The organism is Allobosea sp. GW821-FHT10B12 (assembly GCF_059415545.1).
On record NZ_JBWKNL010000002.1, the window covers coordinates 697,898 to 719,288 of the forward strand.

Below are 21,391 nucleotides of genomic sequence, written 5' to 3' on the forward strand. Positions count from 1 at the left end.
ATTGTTCATCACAAAACCGGCAACCGTTCTTGTGATGGGGCGATGCTCCAACAAGTAGTTGGCAAATTCTTCCCGTTGGGTCGGTCCGGCCGAATGGAAAGCGTACTGAAGCCGCGATGGAGCCTGCGATGAGCCTGATCCACGATGCCGACGCCGTGTTCGATCCGAACGCCGATCGTTTGCGCGAGGAGTGCGGCGTCTTCGGCATCTTCGGCCATGACGACGCCGCGGCGCTGACCGCGCTCGGCCTTCACGCGCTCCAGCATCGCGGCCAGGAAGCGACCGGCATCGTCTCCTTCGACGGCAAGCGCTTCCACACCGAGCGCCAGCTCGGCCTGGTCGGCGACGCCTTCTCCGACGCCAGCGTGATCGAGAAGCTCAAGGGCAAGCAGGCGATCGGCCATGTCCGCTACTCGACCACCGGAGAGACCATCCTGCGCAACGTCCAGCCGCTCTTCTCCGAGCTGCATGGCGGCGGCTTCGCGGTGGCGCATAACGGCAACCTGACCAACGGGCTGACGCTGCGGCGCAACCTCGTCCGCGACGGTGCGATCTACCAGTCGACCTCCGACACCGAGGTCCTGCTCCATCTCGTGGCGCGCAGCCGCAAGCCCAAATTCATCGAGCGCTTCATCGACGCGCTGCGCCAGATCGAAGGCGCCTACGCCTTCGTCGGCATCACCAACAAGAAGCTGGTCGGCGCCCGCGATCCGCTCGGCATCCGTCCGCTGGTGCTCGGCGAACTCAACGGCTGCCCGATCCTGGCCTCCGAGACCTGTGCGCTCGACATCATCGGCGCCAAGTTCGTGCGCGAGATCGAGAATGGCGAGGTCGTCGTCATCTCCGAGCAGGGCATCGAGAGCCACAAGCCCTTCCCGCCGGTGCCGGAGCGGCCTTGCATTTTCGAGTACATCTACTTCGCCCGGCCGGATTCGATCGTGAAGGGCCGCAGCATCTATGAGCGCCGCAAGGCGATGGGCGCGCAGCTCGCGGCGGAAGCGCCTGCCGATGCCGACGTGATCGTGCCGGTGCCGGATTCCGGCGTGCCGGCGGCGCTCGGCTACGCCCAGGCGAGCGGCATCCCGTTCGAGCTCGGCATCATCCGCAACCACTATGTCGGCCGCACTTTCATCGAGCCGACGCAGAAGGTGCGTGAGCTCGGCGTGCGCCTGAAACACTCGGCCAATCGCAGCGTGGTCGAGGGCAAGCGCATCGTGCTGGTCGACGATTCGATCGTGCGCGGCACGACCTCGCTGAAGATCGTCAAGATGATGCGCGAGGCCGGTGCCCGCGAGGTGCATTTCCGCATCTCTTCGCCGCCGATCACCCATCCCGACTATTACGGCATCGACACGCCGGACCAGGCAAAGCTGCTCGCCGCGACCCATTCGCTCGAGGAGATGCGCCAGTTCGTCGGCGCCGATTCGCTCGCCTTTATCTCGGTCGACGGGCTCTATAAGGCGATGGGGCACGAACAGCGCGACGCGACCCGGCCGCAGTTCACCGACCATTGCTTCACCGGCGACTATCCGACCTCCCTGACCGATGTCGTCGGCGAGAGCGCCAAACAGCAGATGTCGCTACTGGCCGCCGGCTGAGCCTTTCGACGGGACTTTCATGACCAAGCCTCTGGAAGGGCGCATCGCGCTCGTCACCGGTGCGTCGCGCGGCATTGGCCGCGCCGCGGCGCTCGCCTTCGCCGAGGCCGGCGCCCATGTGATCGCGCTGGCGCGCACCACCGGTGCCCTGGAAGAGCTCGACGACGAGATCCGGGCGATCGGCGGCAGCGCGACACTCGTGCCGGCCGATCTCGCCGACGGCGCCGCGATCGAGAAGCTGGGCCCTGCCCTGCTGGAGCGCTGGGGCAGGCTCGACATCCTGCTCGCCAATGCCGGCATCCTCGGCCCGCTGGCGCCGCTGACCCATGTCAGCCCGAAGGAATGGGCCGAGGTCTTCGACATCAATGTCAGCGCCAATTGGCGGCTGCTGAAATCGGTCGAGCCGGCGCTGAAGGCTTCCGCATCCGGCCGGGCGATCTTCCTGTCCTCCGGCGCAGCCCATAAGGGCCTGGCCTATTGGGGGCCGTATGCGATTTCCAAGGCGGCGCTCGAGGCGATGGCGCGCAGCTATGCCGACGAGACCCGGAACACGAATCTGCGGGTCATGCTGGTCAATCCCGGACCCTTGCGGACCCGCATGCGCGCCCAGGCCATGCCGGGCGAGGACCCGATGACGCTGAAGACACCGGAAGACCTGGCGCCACATCTGGTCGCGATCGCCGCGCCAAGCTGGAGCGAGACTGGCAAGATCTTCGACTTCCCGCAGGGCAAGGTGCTGACGTCGCAGATGCCGGCTTAGGGCGCAACCGGTCCCCCTCTCCCCTTGCTTGAGAGGGTTAGGGTGAGGGGGCGCGCGACGCTGATCGCGATCTCACGGTCTCGTAGCCGATGCCTTCCAGACCTGAGCGACCCCTCATCCGCCTGCCGGCACCTTCTCCCGCAAGGGGAGAAGGGAAGAACTGCCCGAGCATGACGCGCTCTTCACACCGTCGCCGCGTACTCCCGCACCACCGCGATCAGATCCGGCACGGTCAGGTTCGGCAATGCCGCCATCTCGTCGAGCGAGAACCAGCCGATCCGGACATGCTCGTCGGAGAGGTTCTCCGCCTCGCCGCCGTCCCAGCCCGAGACGACATAGATGTGGTGCAACGCCGCGCCGTTGCGCTCGGGAAAACGCTCCTCAGCCGAGAGCATCAAGCGGTAGGTCAGAGGCGTCAGCCCGACCTCCTCGCAGCATTCGCGGATGAGCGCAGCGTCGAGAGCTTCATCCTGCTCGACCCGGCCGCCTATGGCGTCCCAATGATCGGCCCAGGCGCGCTTCCATGAGGCGCGCAGGCCGAGCAGCACCCGCCCGTCGGCGCGCAGGAAGAGCGCGCTGACGGTCTCGAGCATCAGCCCTTGCTCTTGTCGTAAGGGTTGCCGCCGCCGCGGGTATAAAGCCGGACGGGCGTGCCCGGCAGCTCAAAAGCCTCGCGCAGGTTGTTGGTGAGATAGCGCAAATAGGAGACCGGCAGATGCTCGAGCTGGTTGCCGAACAGCGCGAAGGTCGGCGGTCGCGCCTTGGCCTGCGTCATGTAGCGGATCTTGATGCGCCGGCCGGCCACCGCCGGCGGCGGATGGGCCGAGAGCACGCCTTCGAGCCAGCGGTTGATCTTCGCCGTCGAGACACGGCGGTTCCAGACCTCATAGGAGCGGAACACCGCCTGCATCAACCGGTCGATGCCCTCGCCGGCGATGCCAGAGAGCGGCACGATCTCGACGCCCCTGATCTGCGCCAGCAGATGATGCGCCTTCTCCTTGAGCTCGGCGAGCAGGCCCTGCTTGTCGGCGACCAGGTCCCATTTGTTCAGGCCGATGACGACGGCGCGGCCCTCACGCTCAGTCAGGTCGGCCAGCGTCAGGTCCTGCTTCTCGAAGGGGATGGTCGCGTCGAGCAGCACGACGACGACCTCGGCGAAGCGGATGGCGCGCAGCGAATCCGCCACGGCGAGCTTTTCCAGCTTCTCGTCGATGCGGGCGCGCTTCCTCATGCCGGCGGTGTCGAACAGCTTCACCGGCCGGCCGCGCCATTCCCATTCGACCGAGATGGTGTCGCGGGTGATGCCGGCCTCGGGGCCGGTGAGCAGGCGCTCCTCACCGATCATCTTGTTGACCAGCGTCGACTTGCCGGCGTTCGGACGGCCGATGATGGTGACGCGCAGCGGCCGGTTCGGATCGGCATCCTCATCGGACGCGTCGGCGGCAGGAGCGTCAGCCCAAGCCTCTTCCTCCTCGTCCTCCTCCGGCTCGTCGACGACGTAGGGCGCCAGCGCCTCCAGCAGGTCGGAGGTGCCCTCGCCGTGTTCGGCCGAGAACGGCACAGGATCACCGAGGCCGAGCGAATAGGCTTCCATGACGCCATCCTTGCCCTTGTTCCCCTCGGCCTTGTTGGCGAGCAGGATGACGGGCTTGCCGGAGCGGCGAACCAGCTCGGCGAAAGGCTGGTCCATCGGCGTCAGGCCGAGCCTGGCATCGATCATGAACAGAATGACGTCGGCCTGGTCGATCGCGGTTTCAGTCTGGGCGCGCATGCGGCCGGCAAGCGAATCCTTGTCGGCCTCCTCTAGGCCGGCCGTGTCGATCACCGTGAAACGCAAATGGCCGAGGCTGGCCTCGCCCTCGCGCCGGTCGCGGGTGACACCGGGCTGGTCGTCGACGAGCGCCAGCTTCTTGCCGACGAGCCGGTTGAACAGGGTCGACTTGCCGACATTGGGCCGGCCGACGATGGCGATGGTGGCGCTCATGATCCGTCTTTAATGCAGCATTGGGCCTCGTCCGGAAAGTGGTCCCACTCTCCGGTCCGAAACCCAGGCCTGGAGGACGACCGCCGGGGGGCGGCGGTGCCCGATTTCAGTTCTTGATGGTAACGGGGCCGCCGCGCACCAGCGTCAGATAGAGCTCGACGCGCTGGCGCAGCACCTGCGGCGATTGCGGATCGGCGACGACAGCGTCGAACCAGCGCCCGGCATCATCGAAGAGATTGGCCTTGAGCGCGGAAATGCCGAGGAATTCACGGGCCGAATGGCGCCAGAGCCCGGTCGGCGTCGCCAGCGGCTCGAGCTCCTTGCGCAGATCGGCATAAGGCAGCGTGTCGACGCGCAGCAGGCCGGCGCGCAGGCGGGCGAGATCGCGATAATACTGGTCGAGCGAAGCGTCGCCGGCGAGTGCGTCGAAGGCCGCCGCACCGGCAGCAGCATCGCGCTTGCCGACCTCGGCCGCGAGACGGAAACGCGAGAGCTGGCGATAGCCCGCGGGCGCATTGGCGGCGAGCTCGGTCAGGGTCGCCTCGGCCGTACTGGCGTCGTTGTCGCGCGAGGCACGTACCGCCGCCTCGAACTTGGCGCCGACGGCCTCGGCCTTCTTGCGCTCCTGCTGCTGCCAGAACTGCCAGCCGCCGACGCCGGCGACAGCCAGGACGGCGATGGCGATGAAGACATTGCCATACTTCTTGAAGATGGCGGTCGCCTTGTCGCGGCGAACCTCCTCGTCGATCTCGCGGAAAATATCGGACATGACGCCTCAAAACTGCTTTCGCCAGCCGGGTAGCATCTTTGCCGGCGGAATGCGAGCCGGAACGGCCACATAGGGCCGTCAGCGCGAGCCTATTGCGGCACAGCGCCAGGCATAGCCAACCCGACGAGTACCGTATCGATGAGCTTGCACCATTCGCCGGGATCGGCGCCGGCTGCGATGGCGAGCGAGGCCCTGTCATAAGCGGCGCCGAGCAGTTGTGTGGTCGCTGCCAATGGCAGGGACGGCAGCGCACCGGCTCGCATCGCGGCGCCAAGCCCCTCACGCAAGGTACGCCCGGCATGGCGAGCATCGATGGCGTCAAGTTCTTCGCGGCCGAGCACGGAGGCGGCATCGATCAGCAGCAACTGGGTCCGGCCCGGCACCTGCATCGCCTCCAGGAAGGCTGCGCCGCCTTTGCTGAGCGCCTTCAAGGGCGGAAGGCCGGGCCGAGCTGCGCTCTCGATCTCGTGCGCAATCGCGGCTGACTCTGCCTCGACGACGGCCCGGAACAGGGCCTTCTTGTCGGCGAAATGATGGTAGAGCGCGCCCCGCGTCACGCCTGCCTCTGCGACGAGCTCGGGCGTGCCGGTCTCGGCATAGCCGCGGCTGATGAAGAGCTTGCGCCCCGCCGCGATCAGCGCAGCGCGGGTGGTGTCGGAGCGGTCCTTGTTAGATCGGCGCGCCATCTCTTGCATACGTGCAGCCTGTATGTTATTTCATTAAAACATACAGATTGTATGTTTATGACGAAAGACAGGCAAGCCCATGAAAGTCACCAGCTATTACCCGGTGATCATGACCGAGAAGGTCGCCGAGACCGCCGCCTTCTATATCGCGCATTTCGGTTTCCAGGCCCTGTTCGAGGCCGACTGGTATGTCCATCTGCAATCGACCGTCGACGAGCGGGTGACGCTGGCGGTCCTCGACGGCAGCCATGAGACGATACCCCTCCCCGGCCGCGGCCGTGTCAGCGGGCTGATCCTCAACTTCGAGGTCGAGGACGTCGATGCGGAGCATGCCCGGCTCAAGGCGGCCGGGCTGCCGATCCTGCAGGAACTGCGTGACGAATGGTTCGGCCAGCGCCACTTCATCACCGCCGACCCGAACGGCGTGCTGATCGACGTGATCAAGCCGATCCCGATGAGCACCCCGCCCGAAGGCCACGCTTGATCGCGCGGTCCGTGGCAGGCACCTTGCTTCGGCTTCCGCCTTCACAGCGGCAAGGAGAGCACCATGAACCGGATCGCCAGCGGGCTGGGAGCAGCCCTTCTCAGCCTCGCCCCGCTCGGCATTGGCGGCGCGGCCGAGGCGGCGCCGATCAAGGTCAAGGTCTTCGTCGCCTCAATGTTCGAGATCGGCGCCAATACCGGCGACAGGGCCGGCGAGTTCCAGCACTGGTATGAGCGCTATTGGCAAAAGAGCCAGCCGCACGAGGCGCGCGGCGCCTTGAAGCCGGTTTACTGCAACGGCGACGGCGTTTGCGGCGCCGTACTCGGCATGGGCAAGGTCAACTCCTCCTCCTCGATGCAGGCGATCCTGCTCGATCCGGACTACGACTTCTCGCAGGCCTATTTCGTCATCACCGGTGTCGCCGGCACGCCGCCCTCGCGCGGCACGATCGGCGACGTCTCCTGGGGCACCTGGCTGGTCGACTATGATCTCGGCCATCGCTGGGCGCCGGAGGAAGGCAAGCCGGGTGAGCCGGTCTTCGTTCCGCGCAAGGGCTATGAGGAGTACCGGGTCTTCAAGCTCAACCCGGCGCTGGTCGGCTGGGCAACGCGGCTGAGCGCCGGCGTCAATCTCCAGGATTCCGATTCCGCGAAACAATATCGCCAGCGCTATCCGGACGAGAAGGCGCGGGCGGCGCCGTCCGTGCAGACCGGCACCCACATGACCGGCGACACCTTCTTCCACGGCCCCGGGCTGTCGAAGGAGGCGCAGTATATGGCCAAGCTCTATGGCGCCGACGACTATGTCATCACCGAGATGGAAGCCGCCGCGATCACGCTGGTGATCAAGCGCCAGTTCGGCACCGACCGGATCCTCAGCCTGCGCGGTGCGGTCAATTTCGACCAAGGCAACCCGAACGAGACGACGCTGCAGCATCTCGACCCGGCGCCGGGCCAGACGGCCGGCGGCTTCGCCGAGACCGTCGCCAATGTCGAGGCGGTCGGCTCGCGCGTCGTCGATCACATCGTCGGCAATTGGGGCGAATGGCAGAAGGGCGTGCCGCCGCTGCCGGCCAAATAGCGCTCAGGCCGGCGTGTCGGCCCGGAACAGCAGGCTGCCGTCGCCATAGGAATAGAAGCGATAGCCCTCGGCGATGGCATGGGCATAGGCGCGCTTCATCAGATCGAGCCCACTGAAGGCCGAGACCAGCATGAACAGCGTCGAGCGCGGCAGATGGAAATTGGTCATCAGCAGGTCGACGGCGCGGAAGCGATAGCCCGGTGTAATGAAGATCGCCGTGTCGCCCGAGAATGGCCCGATGACGCCGTCCTCAGCCGTCGCGCTTTCGAGAAGGCGCAGCGAGGTCGTGCCAACCGCGACGATGCGGCCACCGGCTGCCTTGGCCGCGTTGAGCGCGTCGGCCGTCGCAGCGCCGACGGTGCCCCATTCGGCATGCATGCGATGCTCGTCGGTGTCATCCGCCTTGACCGGCAGGAAGGTGCCGGCGCCGACATGCAGCGTGACGAAATGGCTGGAGACGCCGCGCTGCTTCAGCGCGTCGAACAATTCCGGGGTGAAGTGCAATCCGGCCGTCGGCGCGGCGACGGCGCCTTCCTCGCGGGCATAGGTCGTCTGGTAGTCGCGGGCATCAGCCTGGTCGGTCGCGCGCTTGCCGGCGATATAGGGCGGCAGCGGCAATTCGCCGAGCCGCGCAATCGCCTCGTCGAGATAGGGGCCGGTCAGCGAGAAGCGCAGGCCGATATCGCCGCCCTCCCCCTTGTCCTCGACCTCGGCCTGAAGTCGCGCGAGCTCGCAGGCATTGCCGGCGCCGTCGCTGTCGAAGACGACCGTCTCGCCGATCGCGAGCTTTTTGGCCGGGCGGGCGAAGGCGCGCCAGCGATCATCCGCCTCGCGCTTGTGCAGCATGATCTCGATGCGGGCCGAGGCCTCGCCGCGATAACGCCGCCCCCAGAGCCGGGACGGGATGACGCGGGTATCGTTCAGCACCAGCGCGTCGCCCGGCTGGAGCAGCTCGACGAGGTCGCGGATGCCGCGATCCTCAAGCGGCTCGGGCGTACCCGGGCGGACAACGAGCAGCCTTGCGGCATCGCGCGGGCTCACGGGCCGCAGCGCGATGCGTTCTTCGGGCAGGTCGAAATCGAAGAGGTCGACGTCCATAAGGTCGATCCTAAAAAATCATCCCGGGCCGACCGGAGGTCGACCCGGGATGATTTTGTTTTCTGAAAGCGTGGGAACGCCTCAGGCGTCCGCCTGCACCTTCAGCGAGACGATGGAGTCGGGATCGCGCACCGGCTCGCCGCGCTTGATGTTGTCAACGTTCTCCATGCCTTCCACGACCTGGCCCCAGACCGTGTACTGCTTGTCGAGGAAGCGGGCGTCGTCGAAGACGATGAAGAACTGGCTGTTGGCCGAGTTCGGGTTCTGGGCGCGGGCCATCGAGCAGATGCCGCGGACATGCGGCTCGGCATTGAACTCCTGGGCAAGGTCGGGATAGCTCGAGCCGCCGGTGCCGGTGCCGTGCGGGCAGCCGACCTGGGCCATGAAGCCGTCGATGACGCGGTGGAAGACGATGCCGTCATAGAAGCCCTCGCGGGCGAGCAGCTTGATGCGCTCGACATGCTTGGGGGCAAGGTCCGGACGCAGCTTGATCACCACGCGGCCCTTGGTGGTCTCCATGACGAGGGTGTTCTCGGGGTCGAGCGACATCAGACTGATCTTTCGTTGGTCGGCACGCGGCCGAAGAAGCGGATGGTAATCGGGCGGCCTGCGATACTCCCTCCGAGCCCCGGCGACAACCTCATCGGCGTGCAATCGCGCACGGCGCGCATCAGCGAGTCGGTGAAACGCTCGCGCAGGCCGGGCGGCGCGCGCCGCATCTCCCAGGTGACGCGCGGCTGGCCGAAGAGGCTGCCGTCGCGGCGCAGGCTGAAGCGGACACTGGCGCTCGCACTGTCTCCCACTTGAAGGGCCGGCGGCTTCCAGCAGCGCCGCAACGCCGGGCCGATGTGGTCGAGCCGGTCGACAGTCTCTTCGCCGAGGCCGATCGTCTCTGGGTTGACGGTGCCGATGACGCCGCGATCGACGCCGGGCGTCGGCGACGGCACGACCGGGCGGCGTGCGCCCTCGCCGAAGGGGCCGCCGATGCCGGGCATGTAGCGCTGGCCCGATTGCGGCGGCAGCACCGGGTTCTGCGAACCGGACGGTGGCGGCAGGACGGGGTTCTGGAAGCCGGAGGCGGGTGGCAGGCCAAGATCGCGCGTGTCCTGCGCCAGCGCCATGCCGCCGGCTGAGGCCAGCAGCAGGAGAGCGAGCGCAGGAACGCGCGAGCGGCGCATGGGCTTACTTTGCGTCCGCCAGCAGACGCATGCGGATGATCTTGTCGGGGCCACTGACCGAGCCGTTATTGGCGCTGCTGCCCTTCTTGATCTTGCGCACGGCATCCATGCCGGAGACGACTTCGCCAAACAGGGTGTACTGGCCCGTCAGCGAGCCGCAGCCCTCGAAGCAGATGAAGAACTGCGAATTGGCCGAGTTCGGGCTCTGCGAGCGCGCCATGCCGACCGAGCCGACCTTGTAGGGGGTCGGGGTGAATTCGGCCGGGATGTTCGGCAGGTCGGAGCCGCCGGTGCCGTCGCCCTTCGGGTCGCCGGTCTGGGCCATGAAGCCGTCGATGACGCGGTGGAAGACGATGCCATCATAGAAGCCGCGCTTGGTCAGCGCCTTGATCTGCTCGACATGCTTGGGGGCGAGGTCCGGCTGCAGGCGGATGGTGACGCGCCCGTCCTTGGTGTCGAGCGCCAGGGTGTTCTGCGGATCGAGATTGGCCGGCGCGGGGGCCTGAGCGTGAGCCGCGGCAATCGAAGCGGAAAATGCCATGGCGGCGAGCGTGGTGCGAAGCATCGGAAACGTCTCCTGACCGCCGGAACGGCCCGGCGCATCTGAGGCAGCGAGGTAGCGGCATCCTATGACTGGAACAAGGCGCTGAATCGCCACCGAAGCACAATGTTGCACCGCACAAGAGCAAACTGGAATAATTTTGCAAAAAGTTCGGTCGTGACCTGCCTAAACAGGTGACAACATTATTGCGATCCGCTAATCAATTCAGCGCTGGCTCGCCCGACCGTTTTCAGGGCGCCGCGGACCAGGTCTCGGGAGGAACAAACAGCCGTTCAGTATATGAGTGCGCAGGTATAATGGCGCGCCGATACTGCGGTAAAAAACAGACTTCCAAGGGCAAGGCGCAAGCCTTGCCTTTTGTTTTGGACTATACGCTGGATTGTACTGAACGCTGTTCAGATATCGAACTGGGTCCAGATATACCAGACGATGCAGAAAACGATCGCAGCGATGATCGTTGTCGCGATCGCCTTCTTGGCGAGGCCGGGCAGGACCGGCGCCCCAGGATCGGTCCCCTTCTCGACAGTTCCGCTTTCCGCCTGACTGCGCACGCCGAAGGGCAGCGTGACGAACAGCACCGTCCACCAGATCACGAAATAGACCGCAAGCCCGCCGCCGATCGTCATGATGCGCTGCCCTCCCCGGCCAGGGCTATGCAGGCGAAGGCGACCCTGGCATCGGTCGGCACGCCGAAACGGGCCGTGTGCCGAGCCGGCAAGCCATTCGGAAAATGCTTCACATATTCGGCGTTGCAGGCGGCGTAATCGCCGGGATCGGTGATCAGCATCGTCATCTGCACGACGCGATCGAGACTGGAGCCGGCCTGTTTCAGGATGAAGCCAACGCGCAGCAGCGCGTTGCGCACCTCCTCGGCCGGCGTATCGCCGCGGAAAACGCCAAGCGCGGGATCATGTGGCGCCGACTGGCCGGAGACGAAGACCAGGCCGCCCGCCCGCGTGGCAAGGCTGAAGGGCCGCGGCAAGCCGGCCCCCGGTTCGCCGAAGAATGCGATCTCGGACGTCATGGCTCAGGCTTGCTCCAGCTCGACGAGCGTGCCGCAGAAATCCTTGGGGTGGAGGAAGAGCACGGGCTTGCCGTGAGCGCCGATGCGCGGCTCGCCCGAGCCGAGCACGCGCGCACCCTGCGCCTTCAGCCGGTCGCGCGCCGCGAGGATGTCGTCGACCTCGTAGCAGATATGATGAATGCCGCCATCGGCATTGCGCTCGAGGAACTTGGCAATCGGCGAATCCGCACCCATCGGCTCGAGCAACTCGACCTTGGTGTTCGGCAGCTCGACGAAGACCACGGTGACGCCGTGCTCCGGCTGCGGCAGCGGCTGCGAGACACGGGCGCCGAGCGTATCGCGATAGAGCGCCGTCGAGGCGGCAAGATCCTTCACGGCGATGGCAACGTGGTTGAGGCGTCCGATCATGCAGAATCTCCGAGAGCCAGAATAGCCGGCATACGCAGCGCCATCGCTGCGGGATAGGGCCCATCATCCTTGAATGAAGAGACTGGCTCATAGTGGCTGAAGTGCATTGTATGCGTCCCGCGCCCTCCACTCATCGCTCGGAGCGAATTCGCATAGCCGAACAGAGTCGCAAGTGGCGCCATGGCGCCGACAACCGCCATCGAACCATCTACCTCGCAGCTCAATATGATCGCTCGGCGAGACCGCAAATCGGCAAGGACAGTCTCGATTGCATCGTCAGAGGCACGAACCTCCAATGCCATGATCGGTTCGAGCAGTACGGATCCGCCCTTTTCCAGACCTTCGCGAAACGCGCGACGAGCTGCCTGTCCGAAAGCAGCCTCTGACGAATCCCGATCATGATAGGCCCAGTCGAGCAGCCTGATCGCAATGTCGGTCACGGGAAAACCCGCGAGAACGCCAGAGCGCAGAACCAGATCGACACCTCGTCCGATGGCTTCCCTATATGCGGCGGATTCCAGATCGGGCGCGATATCGGAGACGAAGGTATTACCCTGGCCTCGATCGCGCGGCGCGAGGCCGAATTTGACGCGGGCAAAGGCGCGCTGGTTACCCATCTGCTTGAGGGTGAAATCGACCTCGACGCTTTGCGAGATCGTTTCGAGATACGCGACCTGCGGGCTGCCGACATTCAGGTCGAGCCCGTATTCACGTCGCAGGGCTTCAACCTTGCCGGCAAGATGATCTTCTCCGGCCCCGCCGATGATGATCTGTCCGCTCTCCTCGTCGGTCCGAACCTCAAAGCTGCCATCGGCCGCTTCGAGTTCGCTCAGCGCTGCGATGACGCGAGCCTGATCGGCTCTGAACCGAGGTTCGATGGCCACATTTATCAGAATGGGAGCGGGGTTCATCGCGCAAGCAAGGCCTTAGCGAGAGGTGACGACACAGGGTCGGCTCAAATCCGAACTTGATCAAGCCAACCCCGAAACCATGCCCGATCCTACACCGTGATCACCAGCGCGTTCACCAGCGGCTTCTTGCCCCACTCCTCGTTGACGGCGCTCCGGACGCCACGTTCGAGGGCATTGCGCACGGCCTCGGGATCGCGGCGCTTGCCCCTGGGCAGGCCCTCGATCAGGTCCTCGACCGCGTCGGCGACGATGTCGTCGAAGGGGGTGCCGTCCTTGGCGGCAAGCGGCAGGCCGATCAGCGCGACTTCGGGATCGCCGGCGAGTTCGCCCTTCTCGTCGAGCGCCACCGCGATCGAGATCACACCGGCGAAGGAGAGCTTGCGACGCTCTGGGATCGTCCGGTCGAGCGCACCGACCAGCAACTCGCCATCCTGGTAGAGCCGGCCGTGCTGGACCTCGGTGAGCTTGCGGGCACCGTCCTCGGCGATCGCGACGACGTCGCCATTGCCGGCGCGCAGCACATGCTTGACGCCGAGACTGCGGGCGAAGGTGGCGTGCTCGGAGAGGTGCAGGTCCTCGCCATGGGCGGGGATCGCGATCTTCGGCTTCAGCCAGCCATAGAGCCGCGCCAGCTCCTCGCGCCTGGGGTGGCCTGAGACGTGCACCAGATGAGTGCGGTCGGTGATGATCTCGATGTTGTCGCGCGCCAGCCGGTTGAGGATAGCACCGACCGCCTTCTCATTGCCGGGAATGGTGCGCGAGGAGAAGATCACCCGGTCACCGGGCGAAAGGGCGATCTCGGGGTGATCGTCCGCGGCGATACGCGAGAGCGCGGCGCGCGGCTCACCCTGGCTGCCGGTCACCAGCGCGACGACCTTGTCGCGCGGCAGATAGCCATAGTTTTCGACACCGCGGAAGGCCGGAATGCCGTCGAGAAAACCGCATTCGCGGGCGACATCGATGACCCGGTCCATGGCGCGCCCGACCACGACGACCTCGCGCTGATTGGCCATCGCGGCTTCGGCGACCGCCCGCAGACGGGCGACGTTCGAGGCGAAGGTTGTGACGGCGACGCGGTTAGGCGCGGAGGCGACCAGTTCCTTCAGCTTGGCGGCGACATCCGCCTCGCTCGGGCTGATGCCGTCGCGCAGGACATTGGTGGAGTCGCAGACCAGCGCCAGCACGCCCTCCTCGCCGAGCTCGCGCAGGCGGGCTTCGTCGGTCGGCAGGCCGACGCGCGGGGTCGGGTCGATCTTCCAGTCGCCGGTGTGGACGACGAGGCCAGCCGCGGTGCGGATGGCGAGCGCGTTCGATTCCGGGATCGAATGGGCAACCGGAACGAACTCGATGTCGAAGGGCCCGAGCGTGAAGCGGCCGCCCTGGGCGACAATGTTCATCTCGACCTTGGGGGCGCCCGGCTCCGACAAGCGCCGCGTCGCCAGCAGGCCGGCGGCGAAGCGCGTGCACCAGACCGGCACGCGCAGCGAGGGCCAGAGCGCGGCGAGCGCGCCGATATGGTCCTCGTGCGCGTGGGTGATGACGATGCCGAGCAGGTTGGCCCGGTCCTCGATGATGTAGCTGAGGTCGGGCAGGACGATGTCGACGCCCGGCACCTCCGGCCCGGCGAAGGAAAGCCCGCAATCGACCAGGATCCATTTGCGCTTCTTCTCCGGCCCGAAGCCGTAGAGCGCGGCGTTCATGCCGATCTCGCCAAGGCCGCCGAGCGGAACGAAGACAAGCTGGTCGCTGGAACGGGTCACTGGCTATCCTGACATTCTATGCTGAGGCGGGCAAAGCGGGCGGCGGGCAGGCCTAGCATGCTCTCCGACGCGTCTCCATAGCGGCAGGAGAGGCAGACTGCCTTGCATCAACCTGCCGGAGCTTGCGATGTCGATGTCGAGCCGAAATAGAGGTCGCCGGCGTCGATCAGCCGCCTTCCGCCCTCGATTTCGAGTTCCAGCCGTCCGGATGCATCGAGGCCGAGGAAGCGACCGGAGACCGGGCCCTCCGGCAGGCGCATGGTGATGGTCTCACCGAGATAGGCGGCACGTTCGAGCCAGGCGGAGCGGGTTGGGCCGAAGCCACCGGGCAAAGACCAGGCCGAGAAGCGCTGATGCCAGGCGTCGGACAGTGCCAGCAGCAGGCGTTCGACATTCGCTTCGTCGGCGTGCGCGGCAAGGCGTGTCGCCGGATAGGGCGTATCCTCCGGTGCGGAGGCGACGTTGACGCCGATACCGATGATGACGTTGAACTGCCCTGCCCGATTCTCGCCCTCCAGCAATAGGCCCGAGGTCTTGGCGCCGTCGATCAAGAGGTCGTTCGGCCATTTCAGAGCGAGCGCCGGATGGGACAGCCCGGTCACCGCCGCTGCTGCATCATGCAAGGCGAGGCCGGCGACGAAGCCGAGTTGCGGCGCGAGCGCCGGCTCGCAGGGCGCGACCAGGAGCAGGCTGGCGTAGAGATTACCGGGCGGAGAGCCCCAGTGCCGGCCATGCCGGCCGCGGCCGGCGTTCTGGCTCCGGGCGACGATCCAGAGCCGCCCGGGATCGCCTTCTCCCAGCGCCCGCCGCGCCTCCTCCATCGTGGAGGCGACCTCGTCACGGACGATCAGGCGATAGCCGGCGGCGCGTGCGGATTCGCTCAGCATGCCGATCCCAGGTCGTCATGCTCAGGCTTGACCCGAGCATCTCGGAAACCAGCGTCTTCTGGTCCTGAGATTCTCGGGTCTGCGCTTCGCTTCGCCCGAGAATGACGGCGGAACATCAGAATAGCGACTTCGCCGCCGCAGCAGCGGAATCGAACAGCGGCGCCGGCAGGAAAGACAGCACCAGCACGAACAGCGCCGAGATCAGCAGCACGGTGCGCACCCCGGCATCGCCCTTGTCGAAGGCGGGCTTGGCGTCGTCGAAATAGATCACCTTGACGATGCGCAGATAGTAATAGGCGCCGACGACGCTGGTGACGACGCCGACGACGGCGAGCACGTAGAGCTTGGCCTCGATCGCGGCGAGGAAGACGTACCACTTCGCCCAGAAGCCGGCGAGCGGCGGGATGCCGGCGAGCGAGAACATCATCATCGACATCGCGAACGCCATCCAGCCATTGGTGCGGGACAGCCCGGCGAGTTCGCCGATCTCCTCGACCGGCTTGCCGTTGCGATTCATCATCAAGACGCAGGCGAAGGCGGCGAGCGTGGTGGCGAGGTAAATCGCCATATAGGTCATCACGCCCTGGACGCCGGCAGCCGTACCGGCGGCGAGGCCGACCAGCGCATAGCCCATATTGGCGATCGAGGAATAGGCCAGCAGTCGCTTGATATTGGTCTGGCCGATCGCGGCGAAGGCGCCGAGTGCCATCGAGGCAATCGCCATGAAGACAATGATCTGCTGCCAGTCGTGCAGCGCACCCGGGAAGGCGCCGACGAAGATGCGCACGGTCATCGCCATCGCCGCCATCTTCGGCGCCGAGGCGAAGAAGGCCGCGACCGGGGTCGGGGCGCCCTCGTAGACGTCAGGCGTCCACATATGGAACGGCACGGCCGAGATCTTGAAGGCGACACCGGCGGCGACAAAGACGAGGCCGATGATCAGGCCGATTCCGGGATGACCGCCCTTCACCGCCTCGGCGATGCCGGCATAGCTCACCGTGCCGGTGAAGCCATAGACCAGCGATGAGCCATAGAGCAGCATGCCGGAGGAGAGCGCGCCGAGGACGAAGTATTTCAGGCCGGCCTCGGTCGAGCGCGGATTGTCGCGGTCGAAGGCGGCGACGACGTAAAGCGCGAGCGATTGCAGCTCGAGGCCGACATAGAGCCCGATCAGGTCGCTGGCCGAGATCATCATCATCATGCCGACGGTGGCGAGGACGACGAGGATCGGGAACTCGAAGCGCATAGCGCCGTCGCGGCGCAGGAAATCGGCCGAGAGCACGATCGCGGCCGCGGCGCCGATCAGCGTCAGCACCTTCATGAAGCGGGCGAAGCCGTCGGCGATGAAGGCGCCGTTGAAGGTGACGACCTTGCCCTCGCCGCGCAGGACGAGCACCAGCGCCAGAGCCAGCAGCGCGAGCGCCGCGATCTCGAGCGTGCGCGTCGAGCGCTCGCCCTGGATCGCGCCGTAGAGCACCATGGCGATGGCGCCGAGCGCCATGACGATTTCCGGAAGCGCCGGACCGAGAGCAGGCAAGGTGGTCATCGGAGCAGCCTTACTGGACTGCCAGCATCGCCGTCTTCGCGGCGGTGATGGCGGCCTGATAATTCTTGATGAGGGCTTCGGTCGGCGCCGCGAAGGCGTCGAGGATCGTGCCGGGCGCGATGCCGTACCAGATCGTCAGCAGGACGAGCGGCACGAAGATCGCGATCTCGCGGGCGTTGAGGTCGGTGATATCCTTGAGCCCGGGCTTCACCAGTTCGCCAAAGACGACGCGGCGATAGAGCCAGAGCGCATAGCCCGCCGACAGGATCACGCCGGTGGTCGCCAGGAACGCCACCCAGGGATTGGCCTTGAAGGCGCCCATCAGCGTCAGGAACTCGCCGACGAAGCCGGCGGTGCCGGGCAGGCCGACATTGGCCATGGTGAAGATCATGAACACCACCGCATAGAGCGGCATGCGGTTGACCAGGCCGCCATAGGCGGCGATCTCGCGGGTGTGCATGCGGTCGTAGATCACGCCGACGCAAAGGAAGAGCGCGCCCGAGACCAGGCCGTGGCTGACCATCTGGAACATGGCGCCCTGGATGCCCTGCGGCGTCAGGGTGAACAGCCCCATGGTGACGAAGCCCATATGCGCCACCGAGGAGTAGGCGATCAGCTTCTTGATGTCCTCCTGCATCAGCGCCACCAGCGAGGTGTAGATGATGGCGATGACGGAGAGCGCGAAGACCAACGGCGCGAACATCGCCGAGGCGTCAGGGAACATCGGGATCGAGAAGCGGATGAAGCCGTAGCCGCCCATCTTCAGCAGGATCGCCGCCAGGATGACCGAGCCGGCCGTCGGCGCCTCGACATGCGCGTCGGGCAGCCAGGTATGGACCGGCCACATCGGCATCTTCACCGCGAAGGAGGCAAAGAAGGCGAGCCAGAGCCAGGGCTGCATCTGGACCGGGAACTTGTGGGCCAGGAGCGTCGGGATGTCGGTGGTGCCGGCGTTCCAGTACATCGCCATGATGGCGAGCAGCATCAGCACCGAGCCGAGCAGCGTGTAGAGGAAGAACTTGTACGACGCGTAGACCCGGCGCTTGCCGCCCCAGATGCCGATGATCAGGAACATCGGGATCAGGCCCGCTTCGAACAGCAGGTAGAACAGCACGAGGTCGAGCGCGACGAAGACGCCAATCATCAGCGCCTCGAGGATCAGGAACGCGACCATGTATTCGCGCACCCGCTTCTCGACCGAGGTCCAGGACGCCAGGATGCAGAACGGCATCAGGAAGGCGGTCAGGACCACGAAGGGGAAGGAGAAGCCGTCGACGCCGAGCTTGAACTTGATGATGTCCGAGACCCAGGCATGGCTCTCGACCATCTGGAAGCCGGGATTGGCCGAGTCGAAACGGCCCCAGGCGACCAGGGCGAGAACAAATGTCCCCACCGTGAAGAAGAGCGCCGCCCAGCGGGAGTTGGAATTGACCGAGGCCTCGTCGCCGCGCAGCGTCAGGATGAACGCGGCGCCGACCAGCGGCAGGACCAGGAGACCGGTGAGGATACCGAAGCCTAACATCATCTCACCCGCGGGCCATGAGGTACCAGGTCACCAGCCCGGCGACGCCGATCAGCATGGCGAAGGCATAGTGGTAGACATAGCCGGTCTGCAGCCGCACGACCCGGTTGGTCACGTCGACGACACGGGCCGAGACCCCGTCCGGGCCGAGGCCGTCGATGACGGCGCCGTCGCCCTTCTTCCAGAGGAAGCGGCCGAGCCACATCGCCGGCTTCACGAACAGGAAGTCGTAGATCTCGTCGAAATACCACTTGTTGAGCAGGAACTTGTAGAGAACCGGATTGGCGGCAGCGAGCTTGCCGGGCACGTCCGGGCGCAGCACGTACATGTAGAGCGCCAGCAGGAAGCCGATCAGCATCGCCACGAAAGGCGACCAGACCACCCATTTCGGCACTTCGTGCATGGCGTGCAGGATGTGGTTGTCCTTGCCGGTGAACAGCGCCGCCTTCCAGAAATGCTCGTAGTCGTGGCCGATGAACGCCTCCTTGAAGACGTAGCCGGCCGCGAGTGCACCGAGTGAGAGCACGGCGAGCGGGATCAGCATGGAGAGCGGGCTCTCATGCGGCGTGTGGTCGTGACCATGACCGTGGCCGTGATCGTCGTGGGCATGCGCTGCGTGGGCGTGATCGTCGTGCCCGTGGCCATGCGCGTGATCGTCATGACCGTGCGCGTCATGTCCGTGACCATGGCCAGCCCAGCGCGGCTTGCCCTCGAAGGTCATGAAGTAGAGCCGCCAGGAGTAGAACGAGGTCATCAGCGCGGCGACGACCAGCAGCACGAAGGCGTAGGAGCTGGCGAAGCCGCCATGCGCCACCGAGGCATAGGCGCTCTCGATGATCGCATCCTTGGAGAAGTAGCCGGCGAAGAGCGGGAAGCCGGTCAGCGCCAGCGTGCCGATCGTCATCGCCGCTGCGGTCAGCGGGATGTGCTTCCTGAGGCCGCCCATGTTCCGCATGTCCTGCTCGTGGTGCATCGCGTGGATGACCGAGCCGGCGCCCAAGAAGAGCAGCGCCTTGAAGAAAGCGTGGGTGAAGAGATGGAAAATGCCGGCCGAATAGGCGCCGACGCCCATCGCCACGAACATGTAGCCGAGCTGCGAGCAGGTCGAATAGGCGATGACACGCTTGATGTCATTCTGCACCAGGCCGACGGTCGCGGCGAAGAAGGCCGTGGTGGCACCGATGACGACGACGACGGTCAGCGCGACCGGGGCGTATTCGAAGATCGGCGACAGGCGCGCCACCATGAAGACGCCGGCGGTGACCATGGTCGCGGCATGGATCAGCGCCGAGACCGGGGTCGGCCCTTCCATCGCGTCCGGCAGCCAGGTGTGCAGCAGGAACTGCGCCGACTTGCCCATGGCGCCCATGAATAGCAGCAAGGCGGTCAGCGTCAGCGCATTCCAGTCATAGCCGAGGAAGCGGAAGCTGCGCTCCGTGAGACCAGCGATCTGCGGGAAGATGCTGTCGAAGGCGACCGATCCGGTCAGCACGAAAACCAGGAAGATGCCGAGCAGGAAGCCGAAATCACCGACGCGGTTGACGACGAAGGCCTTGATCGCCGCGGCGTTGGCCGAGGGCTTCTGATACCAGAAGCCGATCAGCAGATAGGAGGCGAGGCCGACGCCTTCCCAGCCGAAGAACATCTGGACGAGGTTGTCGGCCGTCACCAGCATCAGCATGGCGAAGGTGAACAGCGACAGATAGGCGAAGAAGCGCGGCCGATGCGGATCCTCGTGCATGTACCCGATCGAGTACAAGTGCACGAGCGAGGAGACGGTGTTGACGACGACCAGCATGACCGCGGTCAGCGTGTCGATGCGGAAGGCCCAGTCGACGCGCAGATCCGCCGAGGCCAGCCAGGTCGCAACCTGGACGCGGGTGGTGCCGGAGCCGAAGCCGACCTGGACAAAGGAGACCCAGGACAGCGCCGCCGAGATCAGCAGCAGCGTGGTGGTGACGATCTCCGAGGCGCGCGCGCCGATCAGCCGGCCAAAGAGGCCGGCGATCAGGAAGCCGATCAGGGGGAGGAAGACGATCGCTTGATACATGGCAGGTTACGGGCGCGTTGCCGCGCTCAGCCTTTCATCATGTTGATGTCTTCCACCGCGATCGTGCCGCGGTTGCGGAAGTAGACGACGAGAATGGCGAGCCCGATCGCAGCCTCGGCAGCGGCGACGGTCAGCACCAGCATGGCAAAGACCTGGCCGACGATGTCGTTCATGAAGCTCGAGAAGGCGACGAAGTTGATATTGACCGAGAGGAGGATCAGCTCGATCGACATCAGGATGACGATGACGTTCTTGCGGTTGATGAAGATGCCGAGCACGCCGAGCGTGAACAGGATCGCGGCGACCGCCAGATAAGAGCCAAGCCCGACCATCACGCCATCTCCTCGGGAACGCCGGCGCGCGAGGGCACCTTCTTCACATCCATCGCCGCTTCCTTGGTGCGGGCGTTCTGCGTCGGGATATCCTGGCGCTTGATGCCCTTGCGGTCGCGCAGCGTCAGCACGATCGCGCCGATCATCGCGACCAAGAGGACGAGGCCGGCGGCCTGGAAGTAGTAGATGTACTTCGTATAGAGCACCTGGCCGAGCGCCGCCGTGTTGGTGACGTTGGCCGGGATCGCGGCGACCGGAGCGCGCACGATCTGCGGGTCGATCACCCAGGCACCTACGACCAGCAGGAGCTCGACCGCGAAGATCAGGCCGATCAGGCCGCCGATCGGCAGATATTGCAGGAAGCCCTGGCGCAGCTCGGCGAAATCGACGTCGAGCATCATCACCACGAAGAGGAAGAGCACCGCGACGGCGCCGACATAGACGACGACCAGCAGCATCGCCAGGAACTCGGCCCCGAGCAGCAGGAACAGGCCCGCCGCGTTGACGAAGGCGAGGATCAGGAACAACACCGAATGAACCGGGTTGCGCGCCGAAATCACCATCAGCGCCGAGGCGATGGTGACGCCTGAGAAGAGATAGAAGAAAGCCGCTGCGGCATTCATCTTCGCCAGCCTTTCCGCCCTTGCGGGCGGCCCTCGTTTCGTCAAACGGCGGGCCCGAGTCCCGCCGCAGTTTGGAGCGTCTATAGTCAGGCCCGCCTAGCGCGACAACCGCGCGACGGGCCGCAATCC

Annotated in this window: 23 protein-coding genes; 4 read left to right on the forward strand and 19 right to left on the reverse strand. The window is 65.7% G+C overall.

The features are described 5' to 3' along the window. The first annotated feature begins 128 nt into the window (after nt 1-128). Together purF and AC07O0_RS08640 are read left to right on the forward strand one after the other, a co-directional pair. Entirely contained in the window at nt 129-1,598 is a 1,470-nt protein-coding gene (gene purF / locus AC07O0_RS08635) for an amidophosphoribosyltransferase (RefSeq protein ID WP_494621940.1), read from the forward strand. 19 nt (nt 1,599-1,617) lie between these two features. Then, nucleotides 1,618-2,358, forward strand: a complete 741-nt coding sequence (locus tag AC07O0_RS08640; protein ID WP_494621942.1) for an SDR family NAD(P)-dependent oxidoreductase — start codon at nt 1,618-1,620, stop codon at nt 2,356-2,358. 182 nt (nt 2,359-2,540) lie between these two features. On the opposite strand, the gene AC07O0_RS08645 is transcribed toward AC07O0_RS08640, so the two are convergent. The 4 genes from AC07O0_RS08645 to AC07O0_RS08660 all read right to left on the reverse strand — a co-directional run bounded on the left by AC07O0_RS08645 (nt 2,541) and on the right by AC07O0_RS08660 (nt 5,806). Next, nucleotides 2,541-2,951 (reverse strand): NUDIX hydrolase, encoded by a 411-nt coding sequence (locus tag AC07O0_RS08645; RefSeq protein WP_494621944.1) that lies wholly within the window; start codon nt 2,949-2,951, stop codon nt 2,541-2,543. Further along, nucleotides 2,951-4,342, reverse strand: a complete 1,392-nt coding sequence (gene der, locus AC07O0_RS08650; protein WP_494621946.1) for a ribosome biogenesis GTPase Der — start codon at nt 4,340-4,342, stop codon at nt 2,951-2,953. Before der ends, AC07O0_RS08645 begins: the two co-directional genes overlap by 1 nt. 106 nt (nt 4,343-4,448) lie before the next feature. Beyond that, complete coding sequence (locus AC07O0_RS08655) at nt 4,449-5,111, reverse strand: tetratricopeptide repeat protein (protein ID WP_494621948.1); 663 nt, start codon at nt 5,109-5,111, stop codon at nt 4,449-4,451. Between the two features lie 89 nt (nt 5,112-5,200). Next, nucleotides 5,201-5,806, reverse strand: coding sequence for a TetR/AcrR family transcriptional regulator (locus tag AC07O0_RS08660; RefSeq protein WP_494621950.1), 606 nt, complete (start codon nt 5,804-5,806; stop codon nt 5,201-5,203). A gap of 70 nt (nt 5,807-5,876) precedes the next feature. Between AC07O0_RS08660 and AC07O0_RS08665 the strand changes: the two genes are divergently transcribed. Then, on the forward strand, nt 5,877-6,281 hold the full coding sequence (locus AC07O0_RS08665) for a VOC family protein (protein WP_494621952.1): 405 nt from the start codon (nt 5,877-5,879) through the stop codon (nt 6,279-6,281). Nucleotides 6,282-6,344: 63 nt separating this feature from the next. After that, on the forward strand, nt 6,345-7,361 hold the full coding sequence (locus tag AC07O0_RS08670) for a purine-nucleoside phosphorylase (RefSeq protein WP_494621954.1): 1,017 nt from the start codon (nt 6,345-6,347) through the stop codon (nt 7,359-7,361). 3 nt (nt 7,362-7,364) lie between these two features. Here AC07O0_RS08670 and queA read toward each other — a convergent pair whose 3' ends face one another. The 15 genes from queA to AC07O0_RS08745 all read right to left on the reverse strand — a co-directional run bounded on the left by queA (nt 7,365) and on the right by AC07O0_RS08745 (nt 21,262). Then, on the reverse strand, nt 7,365-8,459 hold the full coding sequence (gene queA, locus AC07O0_RS08675; protein WP_494621957.1) for a tRNA preQ1(34) S-adenosylmethionine ribosyltransferase-isomerase QueA: 1,095 nt from the start codon (nt 8,457-8,459) through the stop codon (nt 7,365-7,367). Nucleotides 8,460-8,540: 81 nt separating this feature from the next. Further along, on the reverse strand, nt 8,541-9,008 hold the full coding sequence (locus AC07O0_RS08680) for a peptidylprolyl isomerase (protein WP_493684843.1): 468 nt from the start codon (nt 9,006-9,008) through the stop codon (nt 8,541-8,543). Then, nucleotides 9,008-9,637 carry a cell envelope integrity protein TolA gene (tolA, locus tag AC07O0_RS08685; protein ID WP_494621960.1) on the reverse strand — a complete coding sequence of 210 codons (630 nt, stop codon included), beginning with the start codon at nt 9,635-9,637 and terminating at the stop codon, nt 9,008-9,010. The genes AC07O0_RS08680 and tolA overlap by 1 nt, the downstream gene beginning before the upstream one ends. Before the next feature lie 4 nt (nt 9,638-9,641). Further along, on the reverse strand, nt 9,642-10,202 hold the full coding sequence (locus AC07O0_RS08690; protein ID WP_494621962.1) for a peptidylprolyl isomerase: 561 nt from the start codon (nt 10,200-10,202) through the stop codon (nt 9,642-9,644). 392 nt (nt 10,203-10,594) lie between these two features. Continuing rightward, on the reverse strand, nt 10,595-10,825 hold the full coding sequence (locus tag AC07O0_RS08695; protein WP_454027353.1) for a DUF1467 family protein: 231 nt from the start codon (nt 10,823-10,825) through the stop codon (nt 10,595-10,597). After that, nucleotides 10,822-11,223 (reverse strand): RidA family protein, encoded by a 402-nt coding sequence (locus tag AC07O0_RS08700; RefSeq protein WP_494621964.1) that lies wholly within the window; start codon nt 11,221-11,223, stop codon nt 10,822-10,824. The genes AC07O0_RS08695 and AC07O0_RS08700 overlap by 4 nt, the downstream gene beginning before the upstream one ends. A gap of 3 nt (nt 11,224-11,226) precedes the next feature. Beyond that, complete coding sequence (gene mce, locus AC07O0_RS08705) at nt 11,227-11,631, reverse strand: methylmalonyl-CoA epimerase (protein ID WP_126111733.1); 405 nt, start codon at nt 11,629-11,631, stop codon at nt 11,227-11,229. Further along, nucleotides 11,628-12,542 carry a translation factor GTPase family protein gene (locus tag AC07O0_RS08710; protein WP_494621967.1) on the reverse strand — a complete coding sequence of 305 codons (915 nt, stop codon included), beginning with the start codon at nt 12,540-12,542 and terminating at the stop codon, nt 11,628-11,630. The genes mce and AC07O0_RS08710 overlap by 4 nt, the downstream gene beginning before the upstream one ends. 89 nt (nt 12,543-12,631) lie before the next feature. Then, nucleotides 12,632-14,302, reverse strand: a complete 1,671-nt coding sequence (locus AC07O0_RS08715) for a ribonuclease J (RefSeq protein ID WP_494621969.1) — start codon at nt 14,300-14,302, stop codon at nt 12,632-12,634. Nucleotides 14,303-14,409: 107 nt separating this feature from the next. Continuing rightward, nucleotides 14,410-15,189, reverse strand: a complete 780-nt coding sequence (locus AC07O0_RS08720) for a biotin--[acetyl-CoA-carboxylase] ligase (RefSeq protein ID WP_494621971.1) — start codon at nt 15,187-15,189, stop codon at nt 14,410-14,412. A gap of 115 nt (nt 15,190-15,304) precedes the next feature. Then, complete coding sequence (gene nuoN / locus AC07O0_RS08725; protein WP_494621973.1) at nt 15,305-16,735, reverse strand: NADH-quinone oxidoreductase subunit NuoN; 1,431 nt, start codon at nt 16,733-16,735, stop codon at nt 15,305-15,307. A gap of 10 nt (nt 16,736-16,745) precedes the next feature. Further along, the gene (locus AC07O0_RS08730) at nt 16,746-18,257 is read right to left on the reverse strand and encodes an NADH-quinone oxidoreductase subunit M (protein WP_494621975.1); all 1,512 of its coding nucleotides are present in this window, start codon (nt 18,255-18,257) and stop codon (nt 16,746-16,748) included. 4 nt (nt 18,258-18,261) lie between these two features. Beyond that, entirely contained in the window at nt 18,262-20,307 is a 2,046-nt protein-coding gene (gene nuoL / locus AC07O0_RS08735; RefSeq protein WP_494621977.1) for an NADH-quinone oxidoreductase subunit L, read from the reverse strand. Nucleotides 20,308-20,333: 26 nt separating this feature from the next. Next, entirely contained in the window at nt 20,334-20,642 is a 309-nt protein-coding gene (gene nuoK / locus AC07O0_RS08740) for an NADH-quinone oxidoreductase subunit NuoK (protein WP_494621979.1), read from the reverse strand. Beyond that, on the reverse strand, nt 20,639-21,262 hold the full coding sequence (locus AC07O0_RS08745) for an NADH-quinone oxidoreductase subunit J (RefSeq protein WP_137880615.1): 624 nt from the start codon (nt 21,260-21,262) through the stop codon (nt 20,639-20,641). The genes nuoK and AC07O0_RS08745 overlap by 4 nt, the downstream gene beginning before the upstream one ends. Between the last annotated feature and the right edge of the window lie 129 nt (nt 21,263-21,391).